This window comes from Roseibium alexandrii DFL-11 (assembly GCF_000158095.2).
Taxonomy (GTDB): Bacteria; Pseudomonadota; Alphaproteobacteria; order Rhizobiales; family Stappiaceae; genus Roseibium; species Roseibium alexandrii.
This window is the reverse complement of the sequence record NZ_CM011002.1, coordinates 1,386,768-1,411,916: the sequence shown is the minus strand read 5'-3', so window position 1 is coordinate 1,411,916 and position 25,149 is coordinate 1,386,768. Positions and strand designations below refer to the sequence as shown.

General features: G+C 56.8%; 26 protein-coding genes and 1 pseudogene. 21 read left to right on the top strand and 6 right to left on the bottom strand.

All coding sequences use genetic code 11. From position 1 onward, the window contains the following. Nucleotides 1-88: 88 nt before the first annotated feature. Nucleotides 89-1,165: an extracellular solute-binding protein gene (locus SADFL11_RS06635; RefSeq protein WP_008189849.1), complete on the bottom strand. Its 1,077-nt coding sequence runs from the start codon at nucleotides 1,163-1,165 to the stop codon at nucleotides 89-91. A 497-nt stretch (nucleotides 1,166-1,662) separates the two neighbouring features. Beyond that, nucleotides 1,663-3,150 (bottom strand): MocR-like pyridoxine biosynthesis transcription factor PdxR, encoded by a 1,488-nt coding sequence (gene pdxR, locus SADFL11_RS06630; RefSeq protein ID WP_040451980.1) that lies wholly within the window; start codon nucleotides 3,148-3,150, stop codon nucleotides 1,663-1,665. A 108-nt stretch (nucleotides 3,151-3,258) separates the two neighbouring features. Between pdxR and SADFL11_RS25700 the strand changes: the two are divergent. The 3 genes and pseudogenes from SADFL11_RS25700 to SADFL11_RS06620 form a co-directional block, all read left to right on the top strand. Next, nucleotides 3,259-3,585, top strand: a pseudogene (locus SADFL11_RS25700) (mandelate racemase/muconate lactonizing enzyme family protein); the annotation flags it as partial. A gap of 48 nt (nucleotides 3,586-3,633) precedes the next feature. Then, entirely contained in the window at nucleotides 3,634-4,386 is a 753-nt protein-coding gene (locus SADFL11_RS06625) for a mandelate racemase/muconate lactonizing enzyme family protein (protein WP_265936778.1), read from the top strand. Nucleotides 4,387-4,388: 2 nt separating this feature from the next. Then, nucleotides 4,389-5,882 (top strand): aldehyde dehydrogenase family protein, encoded by a 1,494-nt coding sequence (locus SADFL11_RS06620; RefSeq protein WP_008192541.1) that lies wholly within the window; start codon nucleotides 4,389-4,391, stop codon nucleotides 5,880-5,882. A gap of 78 nt (nucleotides 5,883-5,960) precedes the next feature. Here the strand turns inward: SADFL11_RS06620 and SADFL11_RS06615 are convergent, their stop codons facing one another. Together SADFL11_RS06615 and SADFL11_RS06610 are read right to left on the bottom strand one after the other, a co-directional pair. Then, complete coding sequence (locus SADFL11_RS06615) at nucleotides 5,961-6,701, bottom strand: PPC domain-containing DNA-binding protein (protein ID WP_008196285.1); 741 nt, start codon at nucleotides 6,699-6,701, stop codon at nucleotides 5,961-5,963. Nucleotides 6,702-6,823: 122 nt separating this feature from the next. Continuing rightward, nucleotides 6,824-8,404 carry an acyl-CoA synthetase gene (locus SADFL11_RS06610; protein ID WP_040451981.1) on the bottom strand — a complete coding sequence of 527 codons (1,581 nt, stop codon included), beginning with the start codon at nucleotides 8,402-8,404 and terminating at the stop codon, nucleotides 6,824-6,826. Nucleotides 8,405-8,562: 158 nt separating this feature from the next. On the opposite strand from SADFL11_RS06610, the gene SADFL11_RS06605 reads away from it, so the two are divergent. Beyond that, nucleotides 8,563-9,369 carry an alpha/beta hydrolase gene (locus SADFL11_RS06605; protein WP_040453372.1) on the top strand — a complete coding sequence of 269 codons (807 nt, stop codon included), beginning with the start codon at nucleotides 8,563-8,565 and terminating at the stop codon, nucleotides 9,367-9,369. Nucleotides 9,370-9,375: 6 nt separating this feature from the next. Here SADFL11_RS06605 and SADFL11_RS06600 read toward each other — a convergent pair whose 3' ends face one another. Both SADFL11_RS06600 and SADFL11_RS06595 read right to left on the bottom strand, forming a co-directional pair. Beyond that, nucleotides 9,376-9,726, bottom strand: a complete 351-nt coding sequence (locus SADFL11_RS06600; protein ID WP_008191365.1) for a PilZ domain-containing protein — start codon at nucleotides 9,724-9,726, stop codon at nucleotides 9,376-9,378. Nucleotides 9,727-9,752: 26 nt separating this feature from the next. After that, nucleotides 9,753-10,325, bottom strand: coding sequence for a hypothetical protein (locus tag SADFL11_RS06595; protein ID WP_008194968.1), 573 nt, complete (start codon nucleotides 10,323-10,325; stop codon nucleotides 9,753-9,755). 179 nt (nucleotides 10,326-10,504) lie between these two features. Between SADFL11_RS06595 and flgB the strand changes: the two genes are divergently transcribed. The 17 genes from flgB to SADFL11_RS06510 all read left to right on the top strand — a co-directional run bounded on the left by flgB (nucleotide 10,505) and on the right by SADFL11_RS06510 (nucleotide 25,068). Further along, nucleotides 10,505-10,885 (top strand): flagellar basal body rod protein FlgB, encoded by a 381-nt coding sequence (flgB, locus tag SADFL11_RS06590; protein ID WP_040451983.1) that lies wholly within the window; start codon nucleotides 10,505-10,507, stop codon nucleotides 10,883-10,885. A 19-nt stretch (nucleotides 10,886-10,904) separates the two neighbouring features. Then, entirely contained in the window at nucleotides 10,905-11,321 is a 417-nt protein-coding gene (flgC, locus tag SADFL11_RS06585; protein ID WP_008196759.1) for a flagellar basal body rod protein FlgC, read from the top strand. Between the two features lie 2 nt (nucleotides 11,322-11,323). Further along, nucleotides 11,324-11,662 (top strand): flagellar hook-basal body complex protein FliE, encoded by a 339-nt coding sequence (locus SADFL11_RS06580; protein WP_008190823.1) that lies wholly within the window; start codon nucleotides 11,324-11,326, stop codon nucleotides 11,660-11,662. 67 nt (nucleotides 11,663-11,729) lie between these two features. Beyond that, complete coding sequence (flgG, locus tag SADFL11_RS06575) at nucleotides 11,730-12,518, top strand: flagellar basal-body rod protein FlgG (protein ID WP_008197053.1); 789 nt, start codon at nucleotides 11,730-11,732, stop codon at nucleotides 12,516-12,518. 18 nt (nucleotides 12,519-12,536) lie between these two features. Then, nucleotides 12,537-12,995: a flagellar basal body P-ring formation chaperone FlgA gene (gene flgA / locus SADFL11_RS06570; RefSeq protein WP_008189923.1), complete on the top strand. Its 459-nt coding sequence runs from the start codon at nucleotides 12,537-12,539 to the stop codon at nucleotides 12,993-12,995. A 12-nt stretch (nucleotides 12,996-13,007) separates the two neighbouring features. Continuing rightward, a complete protein-coding gene (gene flgI / locus SADFL11_RS06565) occupies nucleotides 13,008-14,096 on the top strand; it encodes a flagellar basal body P-ring protein FlgI (protein ID WP_008192019.1) in 1,089 nt (362 codons plus the stop codon). A 146-nt stretch (nucleotides 14,097-14,242) separates the two neighbouring features. Beyond that, nucleotides 14,243-14,794, top strand: a complete 552-nt coding sequence (locus SADFL11_RS06560) for a MotE family protein (protein ID WP_209002751.1) — start codon at nucleotides 14,243-14,245, stop codon at nucleotides 14,792-14,794. A gap of 8 nt (nucleotides 14,795-14,802) precedes the next feature. Further along, the gene (gene flgH / locus SADFL11_RS06555; RefSeq protein ID WP_008192303.1) at nucleotides 14,803-15,498 is read left to right on the top strand and encodes a flagellar basal body L-ring protein FlgH; all 696 of its coding nucleotides are present in this window, start codon (nucleotides 14,803-14,805) and stop codon (nucleotides 15,496-15,498) included. Nucleotides 15,499-15,515: 17 nt separating this feature from the next. Beyond that, entirely contained in the window at nucleotides 15,516-16,013 is a 498-nt protein-coding gene (locus SADFL11_RS06550; RefSeq protein ID WP_040451989.1) for a flagellar basal body-associated FliL family protein, read from the top strand. Next, complete coding sequence (gene fliP, locus SADFL11_RS06545; RefSeq protein WP_008193182.1) at nucleotides 16,013-16,753, top strand: flagellar type III secretion system pore protein FliP; 741 nt, start codon at nucleotides 16,013-16,015, stop codon at nucleotides 16,751-16,753. Before SADFL11_RS06550 ends, fliP begins: the two co-directional genes overlap by 1 nt. 390 nt (nucleotides 16,754-17,143) lie before the next feature. Then, complete coding sequence (locus SADFL11_RS06540) at nucleotides 17,144-18,136, top strand: flagellin N-terminal helical domain-containing protein (RefSeq protein ID WP_040451991.1); 993 nt, start codon at nucleotides 17,144-17,146, stop codon at nucleotides 18,134-18,136. A 155-nt stretch (nucleotides 18,137-18,291) separates the two neighbouring features. Next, nucleotides 18,292-19,938 carry a flagellar basal-body MS-ring/collar protein FliF gene (gene fliF / locus SADFL11_RS06535; RefSeq protein WP_008196907.1) on the top strand — a complete coding sequence of 549 codons (1,647 nt, stop codon included), beginning with the start codon at nucleotides 18,292-18,294 and terminating at the stop codon, nucleotides 19,936-19,938. After that, on the top strand, nucleotides 19,938-20,579 hold the full coding sequence (locus SADFL11_RS06530; protein WP_008192605.1) for a hypothetical protein: 642 nt from the start codon (nucleotides 19,938-19,940) through the stop codon (nucleotides 20,577-20,579). Before fliF ends, SADFL11_RS06530 begins: the two co-directional genes overlap by 1 nt. Continuing rightward, complete coding sequence (locus tag SADFL11_RS06525) at nucleotides 20,579-22,003, top strand: MotB family protein (RefSeq protein WP_134852928.1); 1,425 nt, start codon at nucleotides 20,579-20,581, stop codon at nucleotides 22,001-22,003. The genes SADFL11_RS06530 and SADFL11_RS06525 overlap by 1 nt, the downstream gene beginning before the upstream one ends. Then, nucleotides 22,000-23,235 carry a chemotaxis protein gene (locus SADFL11_RS06520; RefSeq protein ID WP_081450599.1) on the top strand — a complete coding sequence of 412 codons (1,236 nt, stop codon included), beginning with the start codon at nucleotides 22,000-22,002 and terminating at the stop codon, nucleotides 23,233-23,235. Before SADFL11_RS06525 ends, SADFL11_RS06520 begins: the two co-directional genes overlap by 4 nt. Next, complete coding sequence (gene fliK / locus SADFL11_RS06515; protein ID WP_167578961.1) at nucleotides 23,232-24,536, top strand: flagellar hook-length control protein FliK; 1,305 nt, start codon at nucleotides 23,232-23,234, stop codon at nucleotides 24,534-24,536. The genes SADFL11_RS06520 and fliK overlap by 4 nt, the downstream gene beginning before the upstream one ends. Further along, the gene (locus SADFL11_RS06510; RefSeq protein WP_081450646.1) at nucleotides 24,502-25,068 is read left to right on the top strand and encodes a transglycosylase SLT domain-containing protein; all 567 of its coding nucleotides are present in this window, start codon (nucleotides 24,502-24,504) and stop codon (nucleotides 25,066-25,068) included. The genes fliK and SADFL11_RS06510 overlap by 35 nt, the downstream gene beginning before the upstream one ends. Nucleotides 25,069-25,149 lie beyond the last annotated feature (81 nt).

The window sequence follows — 25,149 nt, the reverse complement described above, 5'->3', positions numbered from 1 at the left end:
CGAGAATTAGGCCTAGGCTCTACGGCAAATTGGCCAATTGGCGGCAGCATTTGTTCTGTTGCCGCCAATTTTTTGATTAGCCGGTTGCTTAGCCGCCAGTCGCTGCCTTGATTTTCTCCAAGGTTTTACCTTCCATGTCTTCCACGCCCGGAGGAATGTTGGCGAAGAACTTCAGGTTGTCGATGTCGGCATCGGTGAAGGCCGCGTTCACAGCTGCTTTCTTGTCTTCCGGCAGGAGGTCCTTTCCGCCCTTAACGGCTGCGATCGCACCGGTGCTTGCGGACATCAGGGTCACGTTTTCCGGACGCAGGACGAAGTTGATCCACTTGTAGGCTGCATCATCTGCCTTGCTCTTGCGCGGCAATGCGAATGTGTCGATCCAGGCCAGCGCGCCTGTTTCCGGCGGAATGAAGGTGATGTTCGGGTTCTGGTCGAACAGCTTGTAAGCGGTTGAATCCCAGGTTTCCGATGCCACGATCTCGCCAGACAGCATCATGGCGCTGAGGTCGTCGCCGCCTTTCCAGTAGGCTTTGATGTTGGCCTTACACTCGATGAGCTTGTCGGCAACCTTGTCGAGGATACCTTGGTACTTCTCAAGGTCGGAATAGGCGTCGAATGGATTTTCGCCCATGGAGAACGCTGTGCCGAGCAGGATTGTGCGCTTCAGGCGCATGGAGGTCTTGCCCTTGTAAGCCGGGTCACAAAGATCGCCCCAACCCTTGAAGTCAGGGGCTTTGGTCTTGTCGGCCATCAGACCCGATGTACCCCACTGATGCGGAACCGCGTAGACGCCGCCATCGATGGTCGTGTTTTCCTTCACACCATCAAGCAACTTGGCTTCCATCACGTCAGTGTCGATTTTGGAAAGGTCAAGCGGCTTGTAGATGTCGTATTCCAGCTGAGCCGCGTAGATGCGGTCGTGGCTCGGCTGAGCAAGGTCAAAACCTGCACCGCCGGTGGCGCGCAGCTTGGCGATCATTTCCTCGTTGTTGGAGAAAGTCACCTCGACCTTGATGTCCGGATATTCGGCTTCGAATTTCTGGATGAGTTCATCAGGAGCATAGGACCCCCAGGTCAGAAGCCTCAGTGTTTCAGCTTGTGCCGCCCCTGCGCTGGCAAGCATTGTTGCCGCCAACAGGCCGGTTAGAGTTGATTTGAATTTCATTACATCCTCCCTGGAGTGGTGATGGTTCCGTATGAGGCATCTGGCCTCTGTGGGATCCTGGAATACGCTGCCAGCACACTGAGATACTGACACGATTGCGGCGGAGCATGGAGAATACCCGCCACCCTTCATATTGCTAAATATACCTATTCACCAGTGATCCCTCGGGTTTTCTTAAGAGCCTAGGCCCAAGTGTTGTCCAACTGGAAAAGCCTCTGGCGCGGTATATTTCACACTTCAATTCAGCACGAAAATGGGTTGTCCTGGCATGACCTGTTCGCTCATTAATCGAAGGTTCTTACTGGCTGTCCCCTCTGCGAAGAACCCGCACCCAGGCAAATCAAAACCTGCCGGAAGTGCTGGAACTGCAGATTTCAGCCGCGCCTGACATCCCCTTTACGCGTTGAAGTTCCTGAGAAGAGACGGTAAGTATCAATTGGACTGCAAAATATATCCATTGCAGATAATTTGTCAGACCAATTAATAAAAGCGGTCTGCTATGCGAGTCGGCATTTTGGCAAGACGTCCTTAAGTGCCTGAATACCCTTTCGGATGTCGTCCGGGTTTGCACTGCCAAATCCGAGAACCAGGCCACGCTGTTGAATATCCGCCAGAGAATAGCGCGAAAGCGGGGCCGTTGTGATCCCGCGAGCAGCGGTTTCAGATACAATCTGCTGTTCATCCAGATTGGCGTTAGTGAGGCCAACGGCGTGAAAGCCGCTGCTGGTCGGTTGCAGGTCGATGTCGCCTGCTAGACTGGAAGCTGCGCCCATCAACGTATCATGCCGCTCTTTATAGACCTGGCGCATGGTCCGGATGTGGGTGGCGAACATACCTTCATCCATAAATTCGGCAACCATGGCCTGCGTCACGGTCGGGACACCACTCAGCCATGTGAGAAAGATTCGCTCAAAACTCTCCACGAGCCCCTCAGGCGCCAAGAGGAACCCGAGCCGAAGGGCAGGGAACAAAGACTTGGAGAAGGTCCCCACGTAAATAACCCGGTCGTGGGTATCGATGCTTTTCAAGGTCGGCGGCGGCTGGTCACCATAATAGAACTCCCCATCATAGTCGTCTTCAACGATCATGGCGTCCGCTTCACTTGCGGCTTTCATAAGAGCGAGCCGCCGCGAGAGGCTCATGACGTTCCCGAGCGGCTGCTGATGGGAGGGGGTGACAAAAGCCAATCGAAAATGCGGGGCTTTTTTCAAGCCGTCTTCTACACACAAGCCTTCTGTGTCCACATCGACTGGAATGGGTTGAGCGCCGATGGCGACAAAAGCGTTCCGTGCTCCAATCGCGCCGGGGTTCTCGAACCAGATTGGTTCGCCCGGATTGACCAGCATTCCCCCAATCAGAGAAAACGCGCGTTGTGCGCCGTTTGTAATGAAGATCTGTTCCGGGGCGCATTTAATCCCACGTGAGGCGTTCAGCTGACGCGCAATTGCCTCCCGCAAAGGCGTAAATCCGAAGGGTTCGCCGTAACCTGCAATATCGTCCCGGTCTTTTCGCCAATGCCGCGCGGACAGCTTCGCCCATTGCGCCATCGGAAACGCGTCGAGCGCAGGGAGAGCCGTGACAAAGGCTTGAGATTTGTGCGGCAGTCGTGTGCGGACCTTGAAGTCGGGAATCGCATGTTTGGAGGCATGGGACAGGCGCGGGATGGCCTTGATGTTGTCATTCGACGACGGCTTGGGCCTCGGCTCAAGCCGGGCGTGCAGCGCATCGCTCACAAAAGTGCCGGCGCCCACACGGGCCTCCAGGAGGCCTTCTGAAATCAGCCGGTCGATCGCATCGATCACCGTTGTCCGGGAAACGCGGATCTCTTGGGCAAGGGTTCGTGTCGCCGGCAACCGGTCGCCCGGCGTCAGCGCGCCTGTCAGCAACAGATCACGCAAAGCCATGTAGAGCTGGATCGAGATTTTCTTATCAGCGTGCTTGTCAATCTTGATAGATGACAGAACCGCCCCGGCATGCCGTTTCATCACAATTCTCCAATTGGTCTGGGAGATTGCGCAAAACGGACCTTCTATCAAGTCCAATTCTGAATAACTTGATAGTCCAATTACAAGAAAACTGCGCTCAGGGAGCCTCGTTCAAGGACCGCAAGCCCCATGAAAATACAATCAATCGAGACATTTACCAATGAATTTGTCTGCTTCACACGCGTCACGACTGACAGCGGTGAAACGGGCTGGGGACAGGTCGCACCTTACTACGCCGACATCACGGCCGAAGTTGTGCACAGGCAAGTGGCTCCTTACGCGCTTGGAGAAGACGCGCGCGATATCGATCATCTGATGGATATCATCCCGGATCGCGAGCACAAGTTTCCCGGATCCTATCTGCGCCGGGCAATGGGCGGTCTCGACACAGCGCTTTATGATTTGCGGGGCAAGATCGAAGGCAAGCCTGTGTGTGAGCTGCTGGGCGGAACGCCGGGCAAGGTCCGCGCTTACGGGTCTTCCATGAAGCGGGACATTACCGCTCAGGATGAAGCGGACCGTTTGAAGCGCCATCAGGACGAGCGCGGCTTTACAGCGTTCAAGTTCCGCATTGGCGCAGAATGCGGCCGGGATCAGGACGAATGGCCGGGCCGGACAGAGGAAATCGTGCCGTTGATGCGCAAGAGCTTTGCCGATGACACAGCGCTCTTGGTCGATGCCAACTCCTGTTATTCTCCGGGAAAGGCAATGGAGGTCGGCCGGTTCTTGGAAGCCAACGGAATTTCTCATTATGAAGAGCCGTGCCCTTATTGGCATTTTGACCAGACCAAGCAGGTAACGGACGCTTTGGACATTGATGTCACCGGTGGTGAGCAAGACTGTTCGATGGTCGATTGGAAGCGCATGATTGACCATAAGGTCGTCGACATCATTCAGCCGGACATTTGTTATCTTGGCGGCATGGTGCGCACCATGAAGGTGGCGCAAATGGCGCACGAAGCCGGTATCCCGTGCACTCCGCATGCGGCCAACCTGTCCCTGGTGACCCTCTTCACCATGCACCTGCTGCGCGCCATTCCGAATGCCGGAAAGTATCTGGAATTCTCCATCGAGGAGGAAGACTACTACCCGTGGCAGTATGACCTCTTCGTCAAGTCGCCGTTCGATATCATCGATGGCAATGCGATTGTGACGGACGCACCGGGTTGGGGTGTTGAGGTCAACCCGGAATGGCTCGCCAAATCCACTTACAAAATCAGTACCCTGGAAGGCTAATCATGGCGTCTCAACAAGACCTGATCGCCGAGTATGAAAAGACCGGCACCCTTTCCGCATTGCCGCTTGGCCATTTCATCGACGGCGCGTTCTCGCAGCCCTCGCACAACCGCACCATGGAAAGCTTCGATCCGGGCAAGGGCACAGCTTTTGCGCGGTTCACAGCTGGAACGTCTGAGGATGTAGACGCAGCTGTTCTTTCCTCCCGAAAAGCGTTCGAAACGGTCTGGCGCGATATGGCGCCCATCGAGCGGGCGCGTATTCTGCAAAAGACAGCAGAACTTATCCTCACAAACCTCGACCTGTTGGCGGTCGTGGAAAGCCTTGACAGTGGCAAGCCTTTGCAAGAAGCGATCGGCGATGTTCGGGGCGCCGCGCGGACCTTCGAATATTACGCAGGGGCCTGTGACAAACTTCAGGGCGACAGTTTCCCTCTGGCGGGGGATTACATCGGGTATTCAATTCATGAGCCGGTGGGTGTGACAGCACACATTATCCCGTGGAACTTCCCGATTTCAACCGCCGCCCGCGGTTTTGCACCGGCGCTGGCTGCCGGATGTACGGTTGTCGCAAAACCGGCCGAGCAGACGCCGTTCACGGCATTGCTGTTGGCAAAAATCCTGTCGGACGCCGGTTTGCCGGATGGCGTTTGCAATGTGGTGACCGGGACGGGTGCTGAGACCGGCGCACCGCTGACCCAGCATCAGGGTGTCGATCACATCACCTTCACCGGATCGGTTCAGACCGGCAAGTCCGTGATGAAGGCCGCAGCCGATGATGTCACCCGTGTCGTTCTGGAGCTGGGCGGCAAATCGCCTGTAGTTGTGCTTGCAGATTGCGACAAGGAACAGGCCTTGAACGGGGTCATGGGTGCGATCTTTGAAAATGCCGGTCAGATTTGCTCAGCGGGGTCGCGCCTTGTCATCGAAAAGTCGATCCATGAAGAGTTTGTCTCTGAACTGGTCAAGCGCACAAAGGCGCTGAAGATTGGTCATGGTCTCAGCCAGCCAGAGCTTGGACCGGTGAACTCCGCCGAACACCTTGAAAAGATCGCCGGCTTCATTGACCGGGCAAAGGACCGGGGTGCAAGGATCGCTTTTGGCGGTAACGTCACAACGGACCCGGCCACGGGCAAAGGCTGGTTCTTTGAGCCGACCATCGTCGATGCAGTTCCGGCCAAGGATGAGCTTGCCCAGGAAGAGATCTTCGGCCCCGTGCTGACCGTGCAGGTGGCAGACGATGCAGACCAAGCGCTGGAACTGGCCAACGACTGCCAATACGGCCTGGTTGCCGGCATCTACACATCGAACTTTGCCAAGGCGCATCAGCTCGCGCGCAAGATCGATGCAGGTCAAATCTACATCAACGAGTATTTCGCAGGCGGCATTGAAGTGCCGTTCGGCGGCAACAAGAAGTCCGGCTTCGGCAGGGAGAAGGGCATCGAAGGTTTGAAGAGCTACTGCAAGACCAAGAGCATTGCGGCAAAGATCAGCTAAACCTTAATTTTAGCTATCGCGGTTCCGCGAAGGCCGGTTTTCCGTTCCCCGGATCCGGCCTTTTCTTTTTTTAAGGTCTCAGTTTTGCGCAACCAGCAGCAGCTCGTTGGTCACCAGGGTCGGACATTTTCCCGGCGTCGCATGCCCCTGAAACAGGCCCTTGTTGAGATCGACCGTCCGCAAGGGCAGGGACAACTTCCCGTTCTGCGGCTTTGCGGCACCGTTCTGGAGCAGGATTTCTGAGATCAGGCCGGTCATCGGTGGGCCATCTTCGAAGTGTGAGCCTGCAAGGCTGCCGAGGCCATGAACCGAGTAGCCGTCTCCGGGAAGTTGATTGCCGAGTGCCGTGATGCCTTCATAAAGATCTGTAAACGGCGCGAGGGTTGTGATGAGCGCGTTGGCAGTCTTCCCGGACATCGCGTCCCGGTCCGACGTCACACGGAACAGCGTGAATTCTGTCTCCGGATCCAGCGACGCTTCGAAACGTGCTCCAACGAGCCCATGACCGGTGATGTTTGCATCATCGTTGAACCTAAGTGTCTCCGGCAGCAGATGCCCGAGGTGCCAGGTGTTATTTTCCCGCCAGTAGGCGTGAATGTGCGCAAACCAGGCGCCATCGCGCCAGCCGAGGATGGCAATAGCCTCCTCAAGTTCAGTACCTTTTGAGGAATGCGTATCGCTGTACCAGGCCGCGTGGCGGTCATCGTCGGCCCGGTCGGGCATGACATAATCAAAGGCAGCCAACTGAACGCCGGAAAGATCGAGAACGGCCGAGGAAAATCCGGTGTCATCCGCCCAGCGCCCCAGTGTGTCGAGCAAAGGCTCGCCAGCTGAAACCTGACACTCAATTTTGATGGCGTGGCACAGCGCATGGGGGAGACGATCCTGTGCTAGCGGGCCGGGATGCCGGATATCATCCAGTGTCTGCGGAGCCGGGCGCCTCACAGCAGGCCCTTTTCGGTCAGAAATTCGCGCACGAGTTTCTTTGTGATTTTGCCATAGGCGCTGGTCGGCATTTCCTCGATGAACAGATAACGTACCGGCATCTTGTAGCGGGTAATTTTGTCCTTGAGGAACGCGCTGAGCTCGGCGGCATCCGTTTGTTGGCCAGTCTCCTTTACACAGACGGCGAGGCCAACCTCTCCCCATTGCGGATCCGGGATGCCCAAAATCGCGACCTCGGAGATCGCCGGATGGGTCAGCAGGATCTCTTCGACCTCCTTGGGGTAAACATTCGAGCCGCCTGAGATGTACATGTCCGACGCCCGCCCGGTCAGATAGAGATAGCGCTGTTCGTCCAAATGGCCGATGTCGCCGGTGCGGAACCAGCCGTTGCGGAAGGATTTGGCGTTGGCGCCATCATCGTCCAGATACCCGGCGCAGACGGCTGATCCTACGACGCAGACCTCGCCGGTCTCATTCGGCCCGAGGATCTTGCCGGTCTCGTCCTGAATGCTGACTTCGATCCCAGTTCGCTCCACGCCGCAGGTTCCGACCTTTGCGTTGGGCCCATCATCAACGCTGTGTTCGTCCGGCCGCAGCACCGTGATGTTTCCCGTGACTTCTCCGAGACCGTAATATTGGACAAGAACCGGTCCAAGTGTCTCCAGCGCCCGCTTCTGGTCTTCGCGGTACATCGGCGCTCCGGCGTAAATCAGGTGGCGGAGGCTGGAGTGATCGAATTGGTCGACGGCTGGATCTTCCACCAGCCGCTTCACGATGGTTGGTACGGTGAACATGTTGGACACCTTGTGCCGTTCAATCAGCTGGAACGCGTCATGCGGCCGGAAGCCGCCCTTCGGCATCAGGATGTGCGCCGACCCACAAGAAAGCTGGGCAATCAACTGAAGGCCTGCCCCATGAGATAGAGGTGCAATCACCAGCGAAGCGTCGGACTCGCTGGTTCCGGGTAAAAGATCGGCCATGTAGTTGACAACGACGAACCCGATTTGCCCGTGTGTGAGAACGACCGCTTTTGGCCGCCCCGTCGAGCCGGATGTGAAGAAGAACCAGCACGGGTCATTGTGAACGACCTCCGCATTGGCGACGCGCGCGCCAGCGTGCTTTTCAAGCAAGGCCTCGTAAGATACGCCGAACGCGCTTTCACCAATTGTAACGATGCCTGAAAGATCCGGACGGGCGGCTGCAACAGCCTCAGCCTGGGCCGCATACTCCGCATCACAGAGCAAGATGGTCGCCCTGGATTTTTCAGCCGCATAAGCGGTTTCGCCTGGCGCCTGCCGGAAGTTGCACGGAACCCACACAGCGCCGAGCCGGAAGGCCGCCAGCATGATCTCTATCATCTGATGAGAGTTCTGCGCCTGGACCAACATCCTGTTGCCCTTGCCAATTCCGAATTCCGAGGAAAGGGCGCTGCAGAGGGCCGAAACACGGTGATCAAGGTTCTGCCAAGACCAGGTTTGGTCTTCCCAGACAATGGCGGGTTGATCCGGCCAACGCTTGGCGTTGCGTGTTAAAAAGTGCGCAAGGTTCGCCACGCGATTGGAACAGCGCTCAATCATCAGATGAGGTCCTCCCTGGAAATCTGTGATGACAACCTAGGGCGCAGGGGTCTGATTTGACAAGCAATATGAATGGTCTATCGGCCATTTCAATTCCCGCCCAAATCATGCAAGGATGCGTGCCGGTTTAATTTCGCATGCAGTTGCAGGACGGTTTTATGACGACTTCGCCCGACTTTGATTGGAATGATGCTTACGAAAATGGCGCCTATATTGAGAACGCCCAAAGCTATCCGGGGCGGTGGGCCGATGAAGCCCTCGATTTCCGCTCGGGCTGGATTAAAAAAGACATCGATATCATTTACGGTGACACGGACCGTCAGCGGCTTGATCTGTTTCACTCCGAGGACAAAAGCAAGGGGCTGTTGGTCTTTGTGCATGGCGGCTACTGGCGCCGCTTTGACAAATCCTACTGGTCGCATTTGGCGCGGGGGGCGCTTCGAAGCGGTTGGTCTGTCTGTTTGCCAAGCTATGAATTGGCGCCAAACGTCCGTATCCCCCAGATTACGGCACAGATCGGCAGGGCACTCAATAAAGCCGCGCGGCGGGTCGAAGGTCCAATCCATCTGTCAGGCCATTCGGCAGGGGGGCATCTTGTGAGCCGCATGATTTGTGAGGATACACCGCTTAATCCGGAAGTGCTTGAGCGCATCGAAAAGGTAGTCTCCATCAGTGGCCTGCATGATCTTCGGCCCTTGATGAAGACGTCGATGAATGATGACTTCTTGCTCACCGATGCTGACGCGGTGAAGGAAAGCGCTGCTTTGCAGGCACCTGCCAAAGACTGCCCTGTGACGGCGTGGGTTGGCGGTGATGAGCGGCCTGAATTTATTCGCCAGTCACAGCTGTTGGCGGAAGCCTGGGACAGCGCCAAAGTTTTTGTAGACGAAGGCAAACATCATTTCGATGTCATCGAGGGGCTGATTGACCCGGCAAGCCCCCTGACAAGTGAGCTGCTATCTTAACTGCATCTAATCTTCAACGGCATAAAACCGTTGTGCGAGGCGGCGGACACCGGTGTTTTCGTAGAAGCTGATCGAGGCTGGGGGAACCAGATAGGCAACCCCGGCCTCCAGTCCGTCCCGCCAACTCAGGCGGACTTCCGCGATCGTCCGCTCGTTCACATCAAAAACATAGAACTCCTTCGGCAGCGGTATGTCTTCATTCAGGAGAATACGAAGGCCACCCGCGGAGATGTCACGCGTGGTGCAGTCGCAAATGTATTCGTTGGTCAAGCTGGCGAGTTTTGCAGGGCGCAGGCGAGTCCGACGGCGCGGAAACAACCGCTTTTGAACGGCATCCATTGTTGCTTGCCGGTTCAAGCATAATCCTTTGAACATCTGAGACCTCAGCGGCGGGGAGATGCCGCAGGCGGCATAGGCGGGGGAGATGCCGCAGGCGGCATAGGCGGGGGCGGTGCAAGTTCAGGCCGTGGCTCCAAGGCCGCCGGTGGTTCCTGACCCCGAATGAGGGGCCGGCCATAATAGTTGGGATCACCGAGCGTGGTCGGCCGGTGGGTAACGCCCGACTGTTCGTTGGCGCAGCGTTGATAGGCGAGGTCATAAAGGCTTTGCCAGCCCGCCGGATAACTTCCCAGATAATCGAGAACGCTAAGCGCCCCGCCAATGGCCGCACCTCGCCTTGCACCGCTCGGACCATCCCAAATTCCTCCGGCCACAGCTCCGCGTGCGCCGTTTTCGTAGATGTTCAAATCAGCCGGATCGGGATTGACATGAGCATTCGCGTAAGAGCGGGCATAGGCATCACAGTTGACCGGTTGGGCGGTTGCGGACGACGCCACACCTGTGCCGGCAAGTGCTGCCAGCCCTACAATAGCTGGCTTCAGGACACGCTTATAAAGGCGATGACGAAAAGGGCTTGCTGTCAATGAGGTGCCGATCGGGCGCCAGCGCTGGGTCATAGGGATCTCCGGTCATTCCAATCCGGGTGCATGTAAATGTGCGGGTTTCAAATCTTGAAGCATCATCCGTCGCCCATGGAGGTTGTGCGGACCTTGCGGCGCGAATTGGCAAAGGGCCAGCCTCGGACAAGCTTGGACTTTTAGAACTGGCACCAATCCCGGCTGAATGGAGGTATTCGATGGAACCGGTGTTCCTGAACAAACTGGTCTCGCAAAACAACGAATGGCTGTCTGTCCGTCAGGCCGCGATTGCTGAGAACATCGCCAATGCCAACACCCCTGGTTTTGGTGCCAAAGATGTTGAGCCTTTCGTTTCGGTGATCAGCAAAACTCATCTTGCCATGACCGCGACCCATGGAAGCCATCTGGGCCAGACCATGGAGGCAGCCAAAGCCTCAGACATGGAGAAAGCCGACAGCTGGAACGTCACCCATTCCGGCAACTCCGTGAGCCTGGAGCAGGAGCTGATGAAAGCCGGCGAGGTCGCGCGCGACCATTCGTTGAACGCCAGCATCGCCAAGTCGTTTCACAAAATGTACCTCGCAGCCGTTCGTCCCTAAGCCAAAGTGATCTGAACTCATGTCCGACCCTCTTTCCGCCACACTGCAAATTGCCGCTTCTGGCCTGAAGGCTCAGTCCGACCGGATGCGGATTGTTTCCGAAAACCTCGCCAATGCCCGCTCCACTGGTGAGGCTTCTGGCGACGATCCCTATCGGCGCAAGACGATCACCTTTGAAAGCGAATTCAATCGCGTAACCCAGGCCAATCTGGTTGCAGTCAAGGGGATTGGCACTGACAAGGCGCCATTCACCGTTGAATACGATCCGGGCCACCCTGCGGCGGACGTTGATGGATATGTGAAAATGCCCAACGTCAACACGCTGATGGAACTCGCGGACATGCGCGAAACCAATCGGACCTACGAAGCCAATTTGAAAGTCATGACGCAGGCCCGCGAAATGGTCATGCGCCACATCGACCTGTTGAGGAACTGATCATGATCAACGAAATCTCCGCGCTGACATCTGCGGCATCGAGCGACGGTATTCTTAAATCCTCCTCGACCACCCGGTACATGAACTCTACGCCCGAGCTTGGTGGTACTGAAGCCGTCTCCGGTCCGTCTTTTTCGGACGCCATGGCCGAGGTCTCGCAGTCAGCCATCGACAAAGTGAAAAACGGTGAAGCAGCCGCAATCGCCGGCGTCGATGGGCAAGCCTCCGTTCAGCAGGTTGTTGAGGCTGTCATGCAGGCAGAATCCACTCTGCAAACCGCCATTGCCATTCGCGACAAGGTAGTGACCGCCTATCAGGAAATCAGCCGGATGACGATCTAAGCGAACACGCTTCTATCGAGCACGATTTAATCGCCAACCAGATTTGGCGAATTCAGGAGACGTAGAAATGAAAGCCCTTGCCATCGCTGCAACCGGCATGAGCGCCCAGCAGCTCAATGTTGAGGTTGTTGCCAACAACATCGCCAATATGAACACGACGTCGTTCAAACGGGCGCAGGCGGAATTCTCAGACCTTCTTTATCAAGCAGAGCGTCTTCAAGGCGTGCCCAACCGCGGTGGCGAAGATCCGGTTCCTGAAGGAGCGCAGCTGGGTCTTGGTGTAAAGACCGCCGGTATCCGGAAACTGCATATGCAGGGACCGCTGACCAACACGGGCAACCAGTTCGATATCGCGCTGGACGGCCGAGGCTGGTTTGAAATTACCGGCCCGGACGATGAAAGTCTTTACACCCGGGCCGGATCTTTCAACAAAAACGCGGATGGCCGCCTGGTGACCATCGATGGCTACACAGTTGAACCGGCAATTATCGTTCCTGAAGAAACCATCGAAGTGGTGATCAACGAAACCGGGCAGGTGTACTCCAAGATCGATGGCGAGATCCAGCCACGTGAAATCGGCCAGCTGTCTCTTGCCAACTTTGCAAATGATGTTGGTCTCGAACCCGTTGGTGGAAACCTCTTCCGGGAGACGCCGGCCTCAGGGGCTCCGGTAGCCGGAGTGCCGGGTGATCCTGGTTTTGGCGTGGTGCGGCAAGGGTATCTGGAATCTTCCAATGTCGATCCTGTGAAGGAAATCACGGCACTCATTTCCGCCCAGCGCGGGTATGAAATGAATTCGAAGGTCATGAAAGCGGCGGATGAAATGGCCAATACCGTGACCAATGGCATCCGCTAGAAAAAGGCGGTTCACGAAATGACCAAAGCCCTGAAACTCGTCGCCTTCTGTTTGGCTATGCTAACCGCAGCTCCTTCGGCATTCGCGGCGAGCATTGAATTGCCGGTCGCCCGCCAGACGATCCCGGCTGGTAGTGAAATCGGCCACCGGGACTTGGTGGAGCGCAAGTTCCCCAGCCGCACAGCAACACAGTTCGCGGTTGCATCACATCGGAGCCAGCTGGTCGGACAGGTGACCCGCCGAACGCTTTTGCCCGGACAACCAATTCCGATCAATTCGGTCGAACAACCGTTGCTGGTCAAGCGGGGCGAACCGGCCCGGCTTGTGTTTCAGGAACAAGGACTGGTCATCGTCATGCAGGTCGAGGCTCTGCAGAACGGCGGCGCGGGCAGTTTCGTGCGTGTTCGAAACGTCGACAGCGGTTTGGTCGTGTCCGGAAGAGTTCAGCAGGACGGCACGATCCGCGTGGAGAATTGATTTATGTTCCGTATGTTCATTTGCCTGTTGGCGGTTTTGACCGCTGTACCGGCGACCGCGATGGTGCGGATCAAGGATATCGCCACGTTGCAAGGTGTGCGTGACAACCAGTTGGTCGGTTACGGCCTGGTTATTGGTCTGAAGGGGTCTGGCGATACGTTGCGCAACTCTCCCTTCACCGAGCAGTCACTTCAATCCATGCTCGACAGTCTTGGTGTTAATGTTCGCGATACGCGGCTGCGAACGAGAAATGTCGCTGCAGTGGTCGTGACTGCCGAGATGCCGTCTTTCATCGGCAAGGGATCGTCCATCGATATCAGCGTCTCGTCGTTGGGCGATGCCACGTCATTGGCAGGCGGCACACTCGTTGCCACACCGTTGCTTGGTGCGGATGGTCAGATTTACGCTGTAGCTCAAGGACCGGTTGCAGTGTCGGGCTTCGCAGAACTTGGTGCTGCGGAAAGCTTGACCCAGGGAATTCCAACCGTCGGCCGTATCCCGAATGGCGGGCTTATCGAGCGGAACCTGCCGGCGAAGTTTTCGCAAATTCCCGATCTTGTGCTGGAACTGTCCAATCCGGATTTCAAAACGGCTGTCCGGATCACCGACGCAATCAACCGGTACACCCGGGAGCGCTATGGGGTGCGGGTGGCAAAGGAGCGCGATTACCGGTCCGTTGATCTGACGCCACCGCCGAAGGTGAGCTTGACCCGTTTTATCGCGGAAATAGAATCCATCCGCGTCCGGCCAGACCAGAGCGCCAAGGTCGTGATTGATGAGCGCACGGGAACGGTCGTGATTGGCAAGGACGTTCAGATTTCAACCGTTGCAATCACCCACGGCAACCTGACAGTCCGGATTTCGGAAGCGCCTGAAGTTTCCCAGCCAGCACCGTTCTCTCAGGGCGAAACTGTTGTAGTCCCGAGGACTTATGTGGATGCGCAGGAAACCGGCGGGCGTCTTGCGGTTGTCGGTGGAACGGACCTTCCGACATTGGTGCGGGGCCTCAACCGGATTGGCCTTCGCCCGACCGGGATCATCGCAATCCTGCAGGCGATCAAGACAGCCGGGGCTCTTCAGGCGGAATTGGTCGTTCAATAAACCAGCTAGCTCTGTAGGTACGCATCAACGAACAAAGGCGCCGCGGTTTCGCGGCGCTTTTTTGCATTCAAGACACCAACAGCCTCGCGCAAGCTCGATCGGCGATTGTCCAGTCAAACGGGTCACTCGCAAAGGACAATGTGTTCATGTCTAAATTCGTGGCTGAATGCCGAAAAGCCGGTGTTCTGACATGCCTGGCTGTTCAACTGATCTGCGCGGGGAGCGCGGCGCAGGCACAAATGCCGCCGGAAAAGCCGCGGGAAGCCACAGTCGCCCCGGCTCAGCCAGCCATTCCGTATCGCGACAGCCAGCTTTACTGCAAGAACATCGCTGAAGAGGCGAGCGACGCCCGAATCCAATGGCAGACTTGGAAGATGATTGCCCTGGAAGGGCGCCTCCAGGCACGGATTGCCGAGTTGCAACGCAAGGAACGCGAGTTCGAGGCCTGGGTGGAGCGCAGGGAACAGCTTCTCGAGCAGGTCGAGGACCAGGTCGTCAGCATCATAGGCCGGATGCGTCCGACCGCTGCGGCAGAACAGCTTTCCACCACCGAAGAAGAAGCTGCGGTCGGCGTTCTTTTGAAGCTGAAAGCACGTGTTGCCAGCGCGATCCTGGATGAAATGGAGCCCGCAAGAGCAGCGCAGCTGACGCAGACCATGATGGGCTTCACCGACCCCGAAATACAACGGAGATTTTGATGCGCCTTATGCTTGTTTCTTTAGGGGCCGTATTGCTCTCCGGCTGTGCCGGGCAACTGGAAGATATCGGCCGGGCTCCGGAAATGACCCCGGTCGGCTATGGGTTGGCCAACCGGCCCGCAACGGTTTACCCGCTTGGCACGTTCAGCAAGGGCGGGATCAAGGACTACAACTCGCTGTGGCGCAATGATCGCGAGAATTTCTTTGCTGATCCGAGGGCCAAGAAAATCGGAGACGTCCTGACGGTTGTGATCCAGATCGACGACCGCGCTGAACTCGACAACACGTCTGAGCGCGGCCGGTCCGCCGACATCGGCATTGGCGGTTCCTATTCAGCTGGCAGCAACAACAGCACATCTGGCGGTGAGGCGGAACTGAATGGTAACTCCGGGTCCTCGTCTGCTGGGTCCGGGTCCATAGATCGCTCAGAGGAAATTGAACTCTCTGTTGCGGCCATCGTGATCGACCGTCTTCCCAACGGGAACATGGTGATCTCCGGCTCACAGGAAGTTCGCGTGAACTACGAGATGCGAATCCTGAATGTCGGTGGGATCGTCAGACCGCGAGACATCGAGAGCAACAACACCATCCCGTACGACAAGATCGCGGAAGCCCGAATTTCCTACGGTGGCCGCGGCCGGATCTCCGAGGTCCAGCAGCCGGGCTGGGGCCAGCAGATCTATGACATCGTCACACCGTTCTAGGCTGGGAAAGGTTCTTAATGTCTAACAGTCTTGTGCCCTATGAAGGGCCGGAAACAGGGGATGCGAAGTCAAACTTCTTGGCTGCGCTTATCCTGATCAGTTTGATTGGCGCTGGGGCCGGTGCCGGACTTGCCAAAATCGTATCCGACATGACCGAGACTGCGGTTCATGGCCGGATCCGGGATGCGCAGACCTTCAGTCAGACCTTACCGTTTTCACCTTCGACCCGCTTGCAGCGGCTTGAGCCCTTGGTCACCAACCTTGCAACACCGCCCAGCACCTGGATCCGGGTTCAGGCAACGCTTTTGTTGGAAGATGAGCCAGACACGGATGTGTCTGTTCTGCGCAAACGGATCGAGGACGATTTTCTGAGTTTCTTGCGTACGTTGACCCTGGCGCATCTGGAAGGCGGGGTTGGCTTGCAGCACCTGAGGGAAGACCTGAACGAGCGCGCCAAGGTGCGCAGCAAAGGCATGGTCCGCGAAGTTATCCTGGAGTCTGTGGTTATCCAATGATGAGGCTGTTTTTAACCGTTGCCGCTTTGCTTGCTCTGACCGGAGCCGCCGCGGCGCAGGTGCCGGATTTGTCTGCTTTGTTGCCGGAAGGCGAGGGCAGTGCGTCTGGCCGCGTCATTCAGATGATCATTTTGCTCACGGTGCTGTCTTTGGCGCCGGGCATCTTGATCATGGTCACCAGTTTCATCCGGTTCGTGATTGCCTTTTCGTTTCTCCGGTCCGGCATTGGCCTGCAGACCACACCCGGCAATCTTATCCTTATTTCGCTTGCACTTTTCATGACGTTTTACGTCATGGCGCCGACATTCGACAGGGCATGGGAAGACGGTGTCCGGCCATTGATGAACAATGAGATCACCGAGGAAGAGGCCTATGTGAAGATCACCGAACCGTTCCGTGAATTCATGCTGAGCCAGGTGCGTGAAAAGGATCTGGTGCTGTTCGACGATCTGGCGGCCGGCCGGGTGACGGACGGATCGGCAGACTCGGCCGAGGAAGTGGAGCTGCGAGTGCTCATTCCGGCCTTCATGATCTCAGAATTGCGGCGAGGGTTTGAGATCGGATTTTTGATCGCGTTGCCGTTTCTCGTGATCGACATGATCGTGGCTACCATAACCATGTCGATGGGTATGATGATGCTCCCACCGACTGTGATTTCCCTGCCGTTCAAGGCCTTGTTCTTTATTCTGATCGACGGATGGAACCTGCTGGTTGGCAGTCTTGTGCGTTCGTTTTTCTAAGCGGGATTAACAGTCAGCAGTTTAAACGGGCGGGGCCATCGGCTCCGCCTTTGTCGTTTTGACGAGGGACTAAACCGCATAAGGAATTATCCTTGGCCGTTCAATCGACACTGCCGGTAAATCGTTGGTCCACAGGATGGAAGCAGGTTTATCGACTACAGAAACTCATGGAAAAATCCGCATCGTGTCATTTGCCGGTTTGAAATGCGGAATAGAATCAACTTGAAATGATCGACGTAAGCTTCGCACAAGGTTTGTGCTCTAGCTTGCAAATCACACGACGGGTTGAGCAAATCCTACCAACGCTCAAAAGCATGATGCTGCCCCGCCGTCCCGGTGTAACTCCGGAATGTCCCATCCTCAAAACTTATGATTTGAAAGGGACATATCATGTCTAGCTTGCTTACTAACAGCTCCGCAATGACTGCTCTGCAAACGCTGAGCATGACCAACAAAAACATGGCGACAACGCAGAACCGTATCTCTACCGGTCTGCGCGTGAACGATGCGGCTGACAACGCTGCATACTGGTCCATCGCAACGACCATGCGTTCTGACGTTGGTGCCTTGTCTGCGGTCCAGGACTCTCTCGGCCTCGGTGCTGCCACCCTTGACGTTACCTTCACCGCTATCAACTCCACAGTTGATACCCTGAACGAAATCAAGGAAAAGCTGGTTGCTGCCAAGGGTCAAACTGACTCTGGCCGTGAGAAAATTCAGGAAGACATCTCTAACCTGCAGAAGCAGCTTGAGACGTATGCGAACTCCGCGGTTACGTCTTCTGGCGACAACTGGTTGGTCCGTGATCCTGCGACCCAGGACATGCAGCCGGATGTGGTTGGATCGTTTACCCGTAATTCGGATGGTTCGACTCGTATTGAGCAGATCACTGTTGATCTGGCAAATGTGTTCCTGATCGATAGCGCAGCCGATACCGGCTTGCTCGACAGCGACATGGTTGCTGACCTTCAAGTGGCCGCTGATGCCGCCGCCACAGCAGATGGTGGTACGCCGCCGGTCGATATTTCTCGCCTGACAGGTGGTACCGCCAGCATCCTGACAATCGACATCTCCAACCTCGATGAGAGTGCAAACGACAAATATGTCGTTGACGGTCTTGTCGCAGTTGTTGACCAGAAGATTGCAGCACTGACTGATGCGGCAACGACAATCGGTTCTTCAAAGAAACGTGTCGACTCCCAGATGGACTTCGTGAAGGCCCTGTCTGACTCTTACACTCGTGGTATCGGTCAGCTGGTTGACGCAGACATGAATGCGGAATCCACCCGCCTTCAGGCTCTGCAGACCCAGCAGCAGCTCGGCATTCAGGCTCTGTCCATTGCTAACCAGGGCGCACAGAACATTCTGTCCCTGTTCCGTTAATCGTCACCGATTTCCGGTAGAGAGGCCGCGCCCTTTGGGGCGCGGTCTTTTTTTGTTTTGGAATCAGCCCCTTCGCCAAAACATGACAGGCTCGCACAAGCTCCGGCCGCGATAGTGCAGGGAACTTGAGACGAACGTGCATGAAGGGGTTATGCATGCCGGGCCGTGAACACGCCGAAAAACTTTGGGCCAATTTGATGGAATTGGGCATGCGCCGATTGATTGCGCTTGCCCTGATTGGCCTTGCAACTATTGCCACCGTTGGCGCTGGCGCATTTTATTTGAGCCGGCCGGAAACGACGCCGCTTTATACAGGCCTAACCGGCGAAGATGTGTCGCGCATCGGGTCCGCCTTGCGCGATGCAGGTATCCCGTTCGACGTCTCCTCTGAAGGTGATGCTGTCATGGTCAGTCATGGCCAAACGGCCAAGGCCAGGATGCTGCTTGCCGAAAAGGGGCTGCCTCGCGGCGCGAACTCCGGCTACGAGCTGTTTGATGATCTTGGATCCCTGGGCCTGACATCCTTCATGCAGGAAGTAACCCGGGTCCGCGCGCTGGAGGGTGAACTCGCCCGCACGATCCAGCTGATGAAGGGCATTCGCGCCGCGCGTGTCCATATCGTCTTGCCCGAAAAAGGCTCCTTCCGCCGCGACCAACAGCCGCCATCGGCGTCTGTCGTTATCCGGTCCGATATCCCCGATGATGTGCGCACCGCCGATGCCATCCGGCACCTTGTCGCGGCTGGCGTTCCGGGTATGGAAGCCGCAAAGGTCACGGTGCTGGATACGACCGGCGGCATACTTGCGGCCGGAAAGGACCCGACCAAAGCGTCTGCGGGCCAAATGGCAACCCTTGAAACCGCTGTAAGCAACCGGATCCAGGAAAACGTCCGCAAGACACTGACACCCTATCTTGGTCTCGACAACTTTCAGGTCAGCGTCGCGGCAAAGCTCAATACAGACCGGAAGATGATTGCCGAAACCATCTTTGACCCGGATTCGCGGATCGAACGGTCCGTGCGCACAATTCGTGAAAATGAAAATGCGGAAAATTCCAGCGCGGCAACGCCAGTGACTGCGGAACAAAACCTGCCAGATGAAAATGTCGAAGCAGATGGCGGAGAACGGTCTCTGGAGGAAACAGAACGGCGCGAAGAGACCGTCAACTACGAAATCTCGTCCAAACGGATCGAAACATCCCAGGACGGATACCGCGTTGACCGCTTGTCCATTGCCGTCCTTGTTGACCGTACGCGCCTCGCGGCTTCTCTTGGCGGATCACCGACACAATCCCAGATCGAAGAACAGGTCCGTGAGATCGAAGCGCTGGTGGCATCTTCTGCTGGCGTTACCGAAGAACGGGGCGATCTTGTCAAAATCTCCGTCGTTGACTTCGTCGATGGCGGCCGGGATCTGGAGCCGATCCCGCCGATCGGTGTCACCGAATATCTGCTCCGTCAATCCGGCAACATCATCAACGCACTGGCGATCCTGACGGTGTCCATGCTGGTGATCTGGTTCGGGTTGCGTCCGGCTGTTGCTGCCCTCGTGCCGCAAGTGAGCAGCGAGCAGGCCGAAATGGCAGAAATCGGTCTCTTGCCGGAAGGCTTAGAAGATGCCGCAGATGCCATGGATGGCGAAACCGGGTTCCTCATGCCGCCGGATCATTCCGATCTGCTTCATGACCTCAACAGCAAGCGGAACAAGTCCGCCCTGAAGAAGCTGGAATCCCTTCTGGAGTTCAACGAAGAGCAGTCTGCCGCGATCCTGCGCCAGTGGCTCTACGACACGGAGCGCACCTGATGACCGCATGTCCAGCCGCCCATATTCCGGTTTTTTCAGCCCCGACTTTCAAGTCTTTTGATCCTGAAGACGCCCTGATGGTTGACGTGATCATGCCGGATCACCGAGCTGAGCCTGTTCTGAGCGACGAGGAACTTCGGCGTGCAGAGTATGAGCGTGGATTGAGTGAGGGAGACGAGCGTACCCGTCATCACTACGAGGCCCTCCTACAACAAGAGCGCGAAAGACATGCGAGCGATCTGGAGGAAGAGCGGATCCGCTTTGAGATGCGGGAATCAGCAAATGTGGCCGCCGCGATCGACGGCTTTCTCGAGATCACGGAAAAACGTCTTTCGTACTCGGTTTCCAAGCTGCTGATGCCGTTCTTGAAGCAAAGCACAATCGACCAGCTGGTCAAGGCCTTCGCCAAACAGCTGACACAACTTGCAGAGGTACCTGGTGGAACATCTATCCGGATGCGTGGACCGGAAACGCTCGTCGCTCAGGTGCTCCAGCAGTTGCCCGACTTGAAAGACCATATTCAGGTTCAGCACGCCGACCAGGTCGAGTTGGAAGCATTTTTCGATGAGACCGTTATTGAAACCCGGCTGGGAGCCTGGTTGGGGCAGCTCGACGCGCTGCAGCTTGAGGAGACGGTCTAATGGACAATATGCCTAACGAAATTGTGATTGTCCGGCGCCGGCACAACTGGGACGATGACGAAAAGCCCCATGGTGTCTGGAAAATTGCATATGCGGACTTCATGACGGCATTGATGGCGTTTTTCCTCGTCATGTGGCTGATCAACGTGACCGACGAAAGCGTCCGACGCGGCGTCGCCCAATATTTCAATCCGGTCAAACTGGCCTCGACAGCTCCCAACCGGAAAGGCCTCAATGACCCGATCGTCAATGGCGACACGAACGAAAATGGCACCAAACTGTTCACCGGGAAGCTCGGTGGAACGGATGAGCAGGAAAGTACTCTGGAACGGTCCGGTGAAGCGGACGTGGAAACGGAAGGGGTGAATGCATCGGGTGCTGCAGAGATGAAAGCAGCGGCGGGCGCTCAGGCGGCCTCCGGAGAATTCACCCAATCTCATCCAGAGTCCATTCTGTTCACTGATCCATACGCGGTGCTCGATACGCTCGCCCAGAAAATCAATGTCGCCCGGACTATGGAATCCAATCCGGAGGGCATTGGTTCAGGCCTGGAGAAGGAACAAGGCGCCCTCGGCGGTGAGGCCTACCGGGATCCGTTCGACCCGCAGTTCTGGCAATTCCGGCCGGGCCGCGGTGTCGACGGCGCAGCTGCCGAGACAGCCGGGTTGCCTACGCGGCCGGGCTCCGGAAACGGAGCAGGGCAAAGCGCCGACCAAGCAGACGGTGACAAGTCCTGGAACGCCCCCTTTGAAACCGATGGCTCCACAGAACTGGCCCAAACTAAAAGCGGAACTGGACCCACTAGCGAAACCGGAACCACATCTGGCGATGGTCCTTCCGAATTCACCGGAACCTCAAAAAACCAGATCGTTGCTCATGTCAGCCGCAGAGATCAGGAAACCAGCCTTGCGGCCGAGGCCGAAGGTGGAGCAACTGAAGCCGAGACTGTGCCCGGAGCTCTTTTGGTAGCCGAACTCACGACGGTCCTTGATGCTGCGGAAGGTACATTGCTTGAAAACACCGCGGCGCAGATCACAGTCGTCCGGCAAGACGATGGCGCGCTTATCAGTCTGACGGACGATCAGAACTTCGGCATGTTTGCAATCGGGTCGGCTGAGCCGCGTCCGGAGCTGGTGAGCTTGCTTGAACGCCTCGGCAAGGTGATTTCCAAGACCGGGGCACAGATTGTCATAACCGGCCATACAGATGCCCGCCCGTTCAAAAGCAAGACCTATGACAATTGGCGGCTGTCTTCGGCGCGGGCCCATATGGCGCTGTATATGCTGTCGCGCGGCGGGGTTGGAGCGGACCGGTTTGTGCGCATTGAAGGCGCGGCCGATCGGCATTTGAAAAATGCGGAAGATCCGTTTGCGGCGAGCAATCGGCGGGTGGAAATCTACTTGCTGGAGGAGGCCGCAGAATGAACGGATGTATCTGGCCAAGTCAGGTAAGGCGCTTGACGCGTATTGCAAGTGCGGCTGCCGCGATCCTTGGAGCTGTGGTGTTCTTCGCAGACCAGGCTATGGCGAACCAAGCTACCAAAGAGCCATTTGAGATGGTGCGCGCGCTTCAAAGCGCACAGGAGCAGGTTGCCTCGGGTAACGATTCAGCTGCGGCCATGCAGCGGGCCTTGCTCGCAAAAATGGATGAGATTTTTTTGCAACTGCCGCTAGAAGCGTGGCAGGATCCGCGCAATGCCCGGGCATCGGTCATTCATCTGCTGAGCGGCGGTAATCCGGAGGTTGTCCGTCATTTGCTGACGTTGACCCCGGCGCCGGTCATCGACCTGAACTTGATGGAAGCGTCTTTGGCCTATGTTGAAGGCCGCGAAGAAGACATGCTCACCCGCCTTGCAGATGTCGATCCGTTGACCCTTCCGCCGAGCCTTGGTGGGCACATAGCGTTGGTGAAGGCGGTTCCTTACATCCAGACAGATCCGGTCAGAGCGATGGAGCTTCTGCAGATCGCGAGCCTGTTGATGCCCGGAACGCTTGTGGAGGAAGCTGCCCTCAGACGGGAAGTCTTGGTCGCCGGTCTGGTCGGGGACATTGAACGCTTCCGGACGCTTTCGATCCGCTATCTGCGCCGGTATCGGGCCTCGGTCTATTCAGGTGATTTCCGGCGCCGGTTCGCCATTGCCCTCGACACGCTTGGGTTCGTGGAAGACCAGGACAAGTTCGATCTACTCTACGGTGTGCTTGAAGAGTTTGAGGACGACAGCCGCCGCGGACTGTACATGCGGCTTGCGCGCTCGGCCTTGTTGGGTGGAAACCTTCAGATCGCTTCGAAGGCGACCGATCAGGCGCAAATGCTGGCCGTTGCTGGAACGGCGGAATACGAACTGTTAAAAATCTATCAGGTTGCAACCCGGTTGAACCGCGAGGCGGTCAAGCCCAACCGGGATCTGTTGTGGTCTGTGAACAAGGCAGCGCTAACGCCTGAAGATCTGGATTTTTTGTATGCGGTGAACACCGTTCTCAATTCGATCCGCCATTTCCCGGATCCTCCCGACAACTTCATCGGTGCCTTCAATTCCGGAGGAACACTGGAAACGCCGGCGGAACGCGAATGGCTCACGGCCGACATGGAACTTGCGGAATTGTTGTTGCGCCGCACCGAAACAATGCTGGCGCACGCGGGAGACGTAAAAAAATGACTGTAACAACCCACGCAATGATCCGCACACCCTCCAAGGCTCCGGTTGGCGGAGACGGGAACCAGGGAGAGGGCAGCAAGAACACCGGAAAAGATGTCGCGGATCAGTTTCGGGCCATGATGTCGGATTTGACAGCAGTTGATGGCAATGCAAAGGATGGCGACCGGCAATCGGCGACCACTCAGGGAGTGGAGCAGGCAGACACAGCGACAAGCGAAGAAACTGCAAACGCTGTCAAATCAGAAGCCGCTGGTAAGCCGGAACCGTCATCCTTCAGCGTGACCAATTTGACGGATGCCATACGCAAGGCGTCTCAGACAGTCCTGGGCACACAGGCTTCCGGAAAAGATGGCGTTCAAGGGCAAGACGACGCCGCAACCAAGTCTGCTCAACATTTCATGCCGGCCGCTGCCGCATTGCCTCTTGGAACCGTCCTTGCCGCGCATACCGGGCAGGGAGTGCCGCAAGCAGCCCAGGGCAATTCTCCAGGAACGGCATCGCAGAATACGGCTGGTCAGCAGACTTTGCTGGCTCAAAATGCAGCGAACAGCGCGCAGATTGCTGCTGGCGAAGCTGCAAAGACCGGGACATCATCTCTTTTCGCACAGTTCGGTATCGAACCCGAACGTGTTGGCGAGGGGGCAACAGGTTCGGCCGCAGCCCGCAATGCCTTCCCGGAAGAAGCCGCAGGAACGGTCAAGGTCCTGCGCCAGGAAACGCATTTTGCGCCAAACATGCGGCTTTCACCCGCACAACAGGTGGGTGAGCAGATCGCAACAGCCCTCAAGGACATGCCGGTCGATACCGGACGTACCCAAGGTGGGCTGACCCACAAAGCAGAAGGGCCGGTACTGAAAACATTGGAAATCCAACTGACCCCGCATGAGCTTGGCACAGTCAAAGTCTCTCTTCGTATGGTTGGCGAGAATGTTGAAGTGACACTGGCAACCAGCAAGGCACAGACAGCCGAGCTCTTGAAACAAGATAGGCAACTTCTGGATCAGATGCTGCGGACCACAGGGTTCAAAGCCGACGCGATCACGATCCACGCCGCCGATGATCGTCACACCGCCCCCACCAACATCTCCAACTCCAGCTCCACGCAAGGTCAGCAAGGCACAAACGGTGGCGCGTTTGGAGATCAGCAGAACCAGAACGCACCTGGGAATGGCACCGGCGGCCGCGGCGAACAGGCTGGTGGTAATGATGAAAACGGCGCCTTCCCCGGTTTTGAACCGGCACGGGAGCAAAGTGATGAAGACGGCCCTGGCAACCGCCTTTCTGACGGCATCTATATGTAGTGCAGTAATACTCCCCCCAATCCCGGCGTTTGCGGAAATTCAAAACGTCTGCGAACGCGAAATGGTGGCAGCATCACGCAAATATCAGGTCCCGCTCGGGATCCTTTACGCGGTGGGTCTGACCGAGACCGGCCGGCGCAACTCCCTTTATCCGCATGCCTTGAATATCGAGGGCAAATCAGTGTTTCCGCCGAGCCGGACAGCTGCGCGCCGGGATATTGAGGCTGCGCGCAAGAACGGCAAGAAGCTGATCGATATCGGCTGCATGCAGATCAATCATCATTACCATTCGGATCAGTTCCGGTCTGTTGATCATATGCTCGATCCGCGGGCGAACGTGCAATATGCTGCCCGTTTTTTGAAAGAACTGCGTGGCCGCCAGGGCTCATGGACAATGGCGGTTGCCCGCTATCATGCCGGTCCTAACAACGATCCCGCACAAAAACGCTATGTCTGCACGGTGATCCGCAACATGGTTGCATCGGGTTTCGGCAACTGGACCAGAAATTCCAAAGCATTCTGCGGCGCTTGAACGCAAAACCGTCGGCGCGAGCGCCGGTTAGTCCGGATTGTGATCCCAATATTTAAAGTTTAAGATAAATAAGTATCTGTA

What these genes read in the sequence shown, in the direction of transcription:
- SADFL11_RS06635 (WP_008189849.1), bottom strand. Translation starts at nt 1,165, where the DNA reads ATGAAATTCAAATCAACTCTAACCGGCCTGTTGGCGGCAACAATGCTT.
- pdxR (WP_040451980.1), bottom strand. Translation starts at nt 3,150, where the DNA reads ATGAAACGGCATGCCGGGGCGGTTCTGTCATCTATCAAGATTGACAAG.
- SADFL11_RS06625 (WP_265936778.1), top strand. Translation starts at nt 3,634, where the DNA reads ATGAAGCGGGACATTACCGCTCAGGATGAAGCGGACCGTTTGAAGCGC.
- SADFL11_RS06620 (WP_008192541.1), top strand. Translation starts at nt 4,389, where the DNA reads ATGGCGTCTCAACAAGACCTGATCGCCGAGTATGAAAAGACCGGCACC.
- SADFL11_RS06610 (WP_040451981.1), bottom strand. Translation starts at nt 8,404, where the DNA reads ATGATTGAGCGCTGTTCCAATCGCGTGGCGAACCTTGCGCACTTTTTA.
- SADFL11_RS06605 (WP_040453372.1), top strand. Translation starts at nt 8,563, where the DNA reads ATGACGACTTCGCCCGACTTTGATTGGAATGATGCTTACGAAAATGGC.
- SADFL11_RS06595 (WP_008194968.1), bottom strand. Translation starts at nt 10,325, where the DNA reads ATGACCCAGCGCTGGCGCCCGATCGGCACCTCATTGACAGCAAGCCCT.
- flgB (WP_040451983.1), top strand. Translation starts at nt 10,505, where the DNA reads ATGGAACCGGTGTTCCTGAACAAACTGGTCTCGCAAAACAACGAATGG.
- flgC (WP_008196759.1), top strand. Translation starts at nt 10,905, where the DNA reads ATGTCCGACCCTCTTTCCGCCACACTGCAAATTGCCGCTTCTGGCCTG.
- SADFL11_RS06580 (WP_008190823.1), top strand. Translation starts at nt 11,324, where the DNA reads ATGATCAACGAAATCTCCGCGCTGACATCTGCGGCATCGAGCGACGGT.
- flgG (WP_008197053.1), top strand. Translation starts at nt 11,730, where the DNA reads ATGAAAGCCCTTGCCATCGCTGCAACCGGCATGAGCGCCCAGCAGCTC.
- flgA (WP_008189923.1), top strand. Translation starts at nt 12,537, where the DNA reads ATGACCAAAGCCCTGAAACTCGTCGCCTTCTGTTTGGCTATGCTAACC.
- flgI (WP_008192019.1), top strand. Translation starts at nt 13,008, where the DNA reads ATGTTCATTTGCCTGTTGGCGGTTTTGACCGCTGTACCGGCGACCGCG.
- SADFL11_RS06560 (WP_209002751.1), top strand. Translation starts at nt 14,243, where the DNA reads ATGTCTAAATTCGTGGCTGAATGCCGAAAAGCCGGTGTTCTGACATGC.
- flgH (WP_008192303.1), top strand. Translation starts at nt 14,803, where the DNA reads ATGCTTGTTTCTTTAGGGGCCGTATTGCTCTCCGGCTGTGCCGGGCAA.
- SADFL11_RS06550 (WP_040451989.1), top strand. Translation starts at nt 15,516, where the DNA reads ATGTCTAACAGTCTTGTGCCCTATGAAGGGCCGGAAACAGGGGATGCG.
- fliP (WP_008193182.1), top strand. Translation starts at nt 16,013, where the DNA reads ATGAGGCTGTTTTTAACCGTTGCCGCTTTGCTTGCTCTGACCGGAGCC.
- SADFL11_RS06540 (WP_040451991.1), top strand. Translation starts at nt 17,144, where the DNA reads ATGTCTAGCTTGCTTACTAACAGCTCCGCAATGACTGCTCTGCAAACG.
- fliF (WP_008196907.1), top strand. Translation starts at nt 18,292, where the DNA reads ATGCCGGGCCGTGAACACGCCGAAAAACTTTGGGCCAATTTGATGGAA.
- SADFL11_RS06530 (WP_008192605.1), top strand. Translation starts at nt 19,938, where the DNA reads ATGACCGCATGTCCAGCCGCCCATATTCCGGTTTTTTCAGCCCCGACT.
- SADFL11_RS06525 (WP_134852928.1), top strand. Translation starts at nt 20,579, where the DNA reads ATGGACAATATGCCTAACGAAATTGTGATTGTCCGGCGCCGGCACAAC.
- SADFL11_RS06520 (WP_081450599.1), top strand. Translation starts at nt 22,000, where the DNA reads ATGAACGGATGTATCTGGCCAAGTCAGGTAAGGCGCTTGACGCGTATT.
- fliK (WP_167578961.1), top strand. Translation starts at nt 23,232, where the DNA reads ATGACTGTAACAACCCACGCAATGATCCGCACACCCTCCAAGGCTCCG.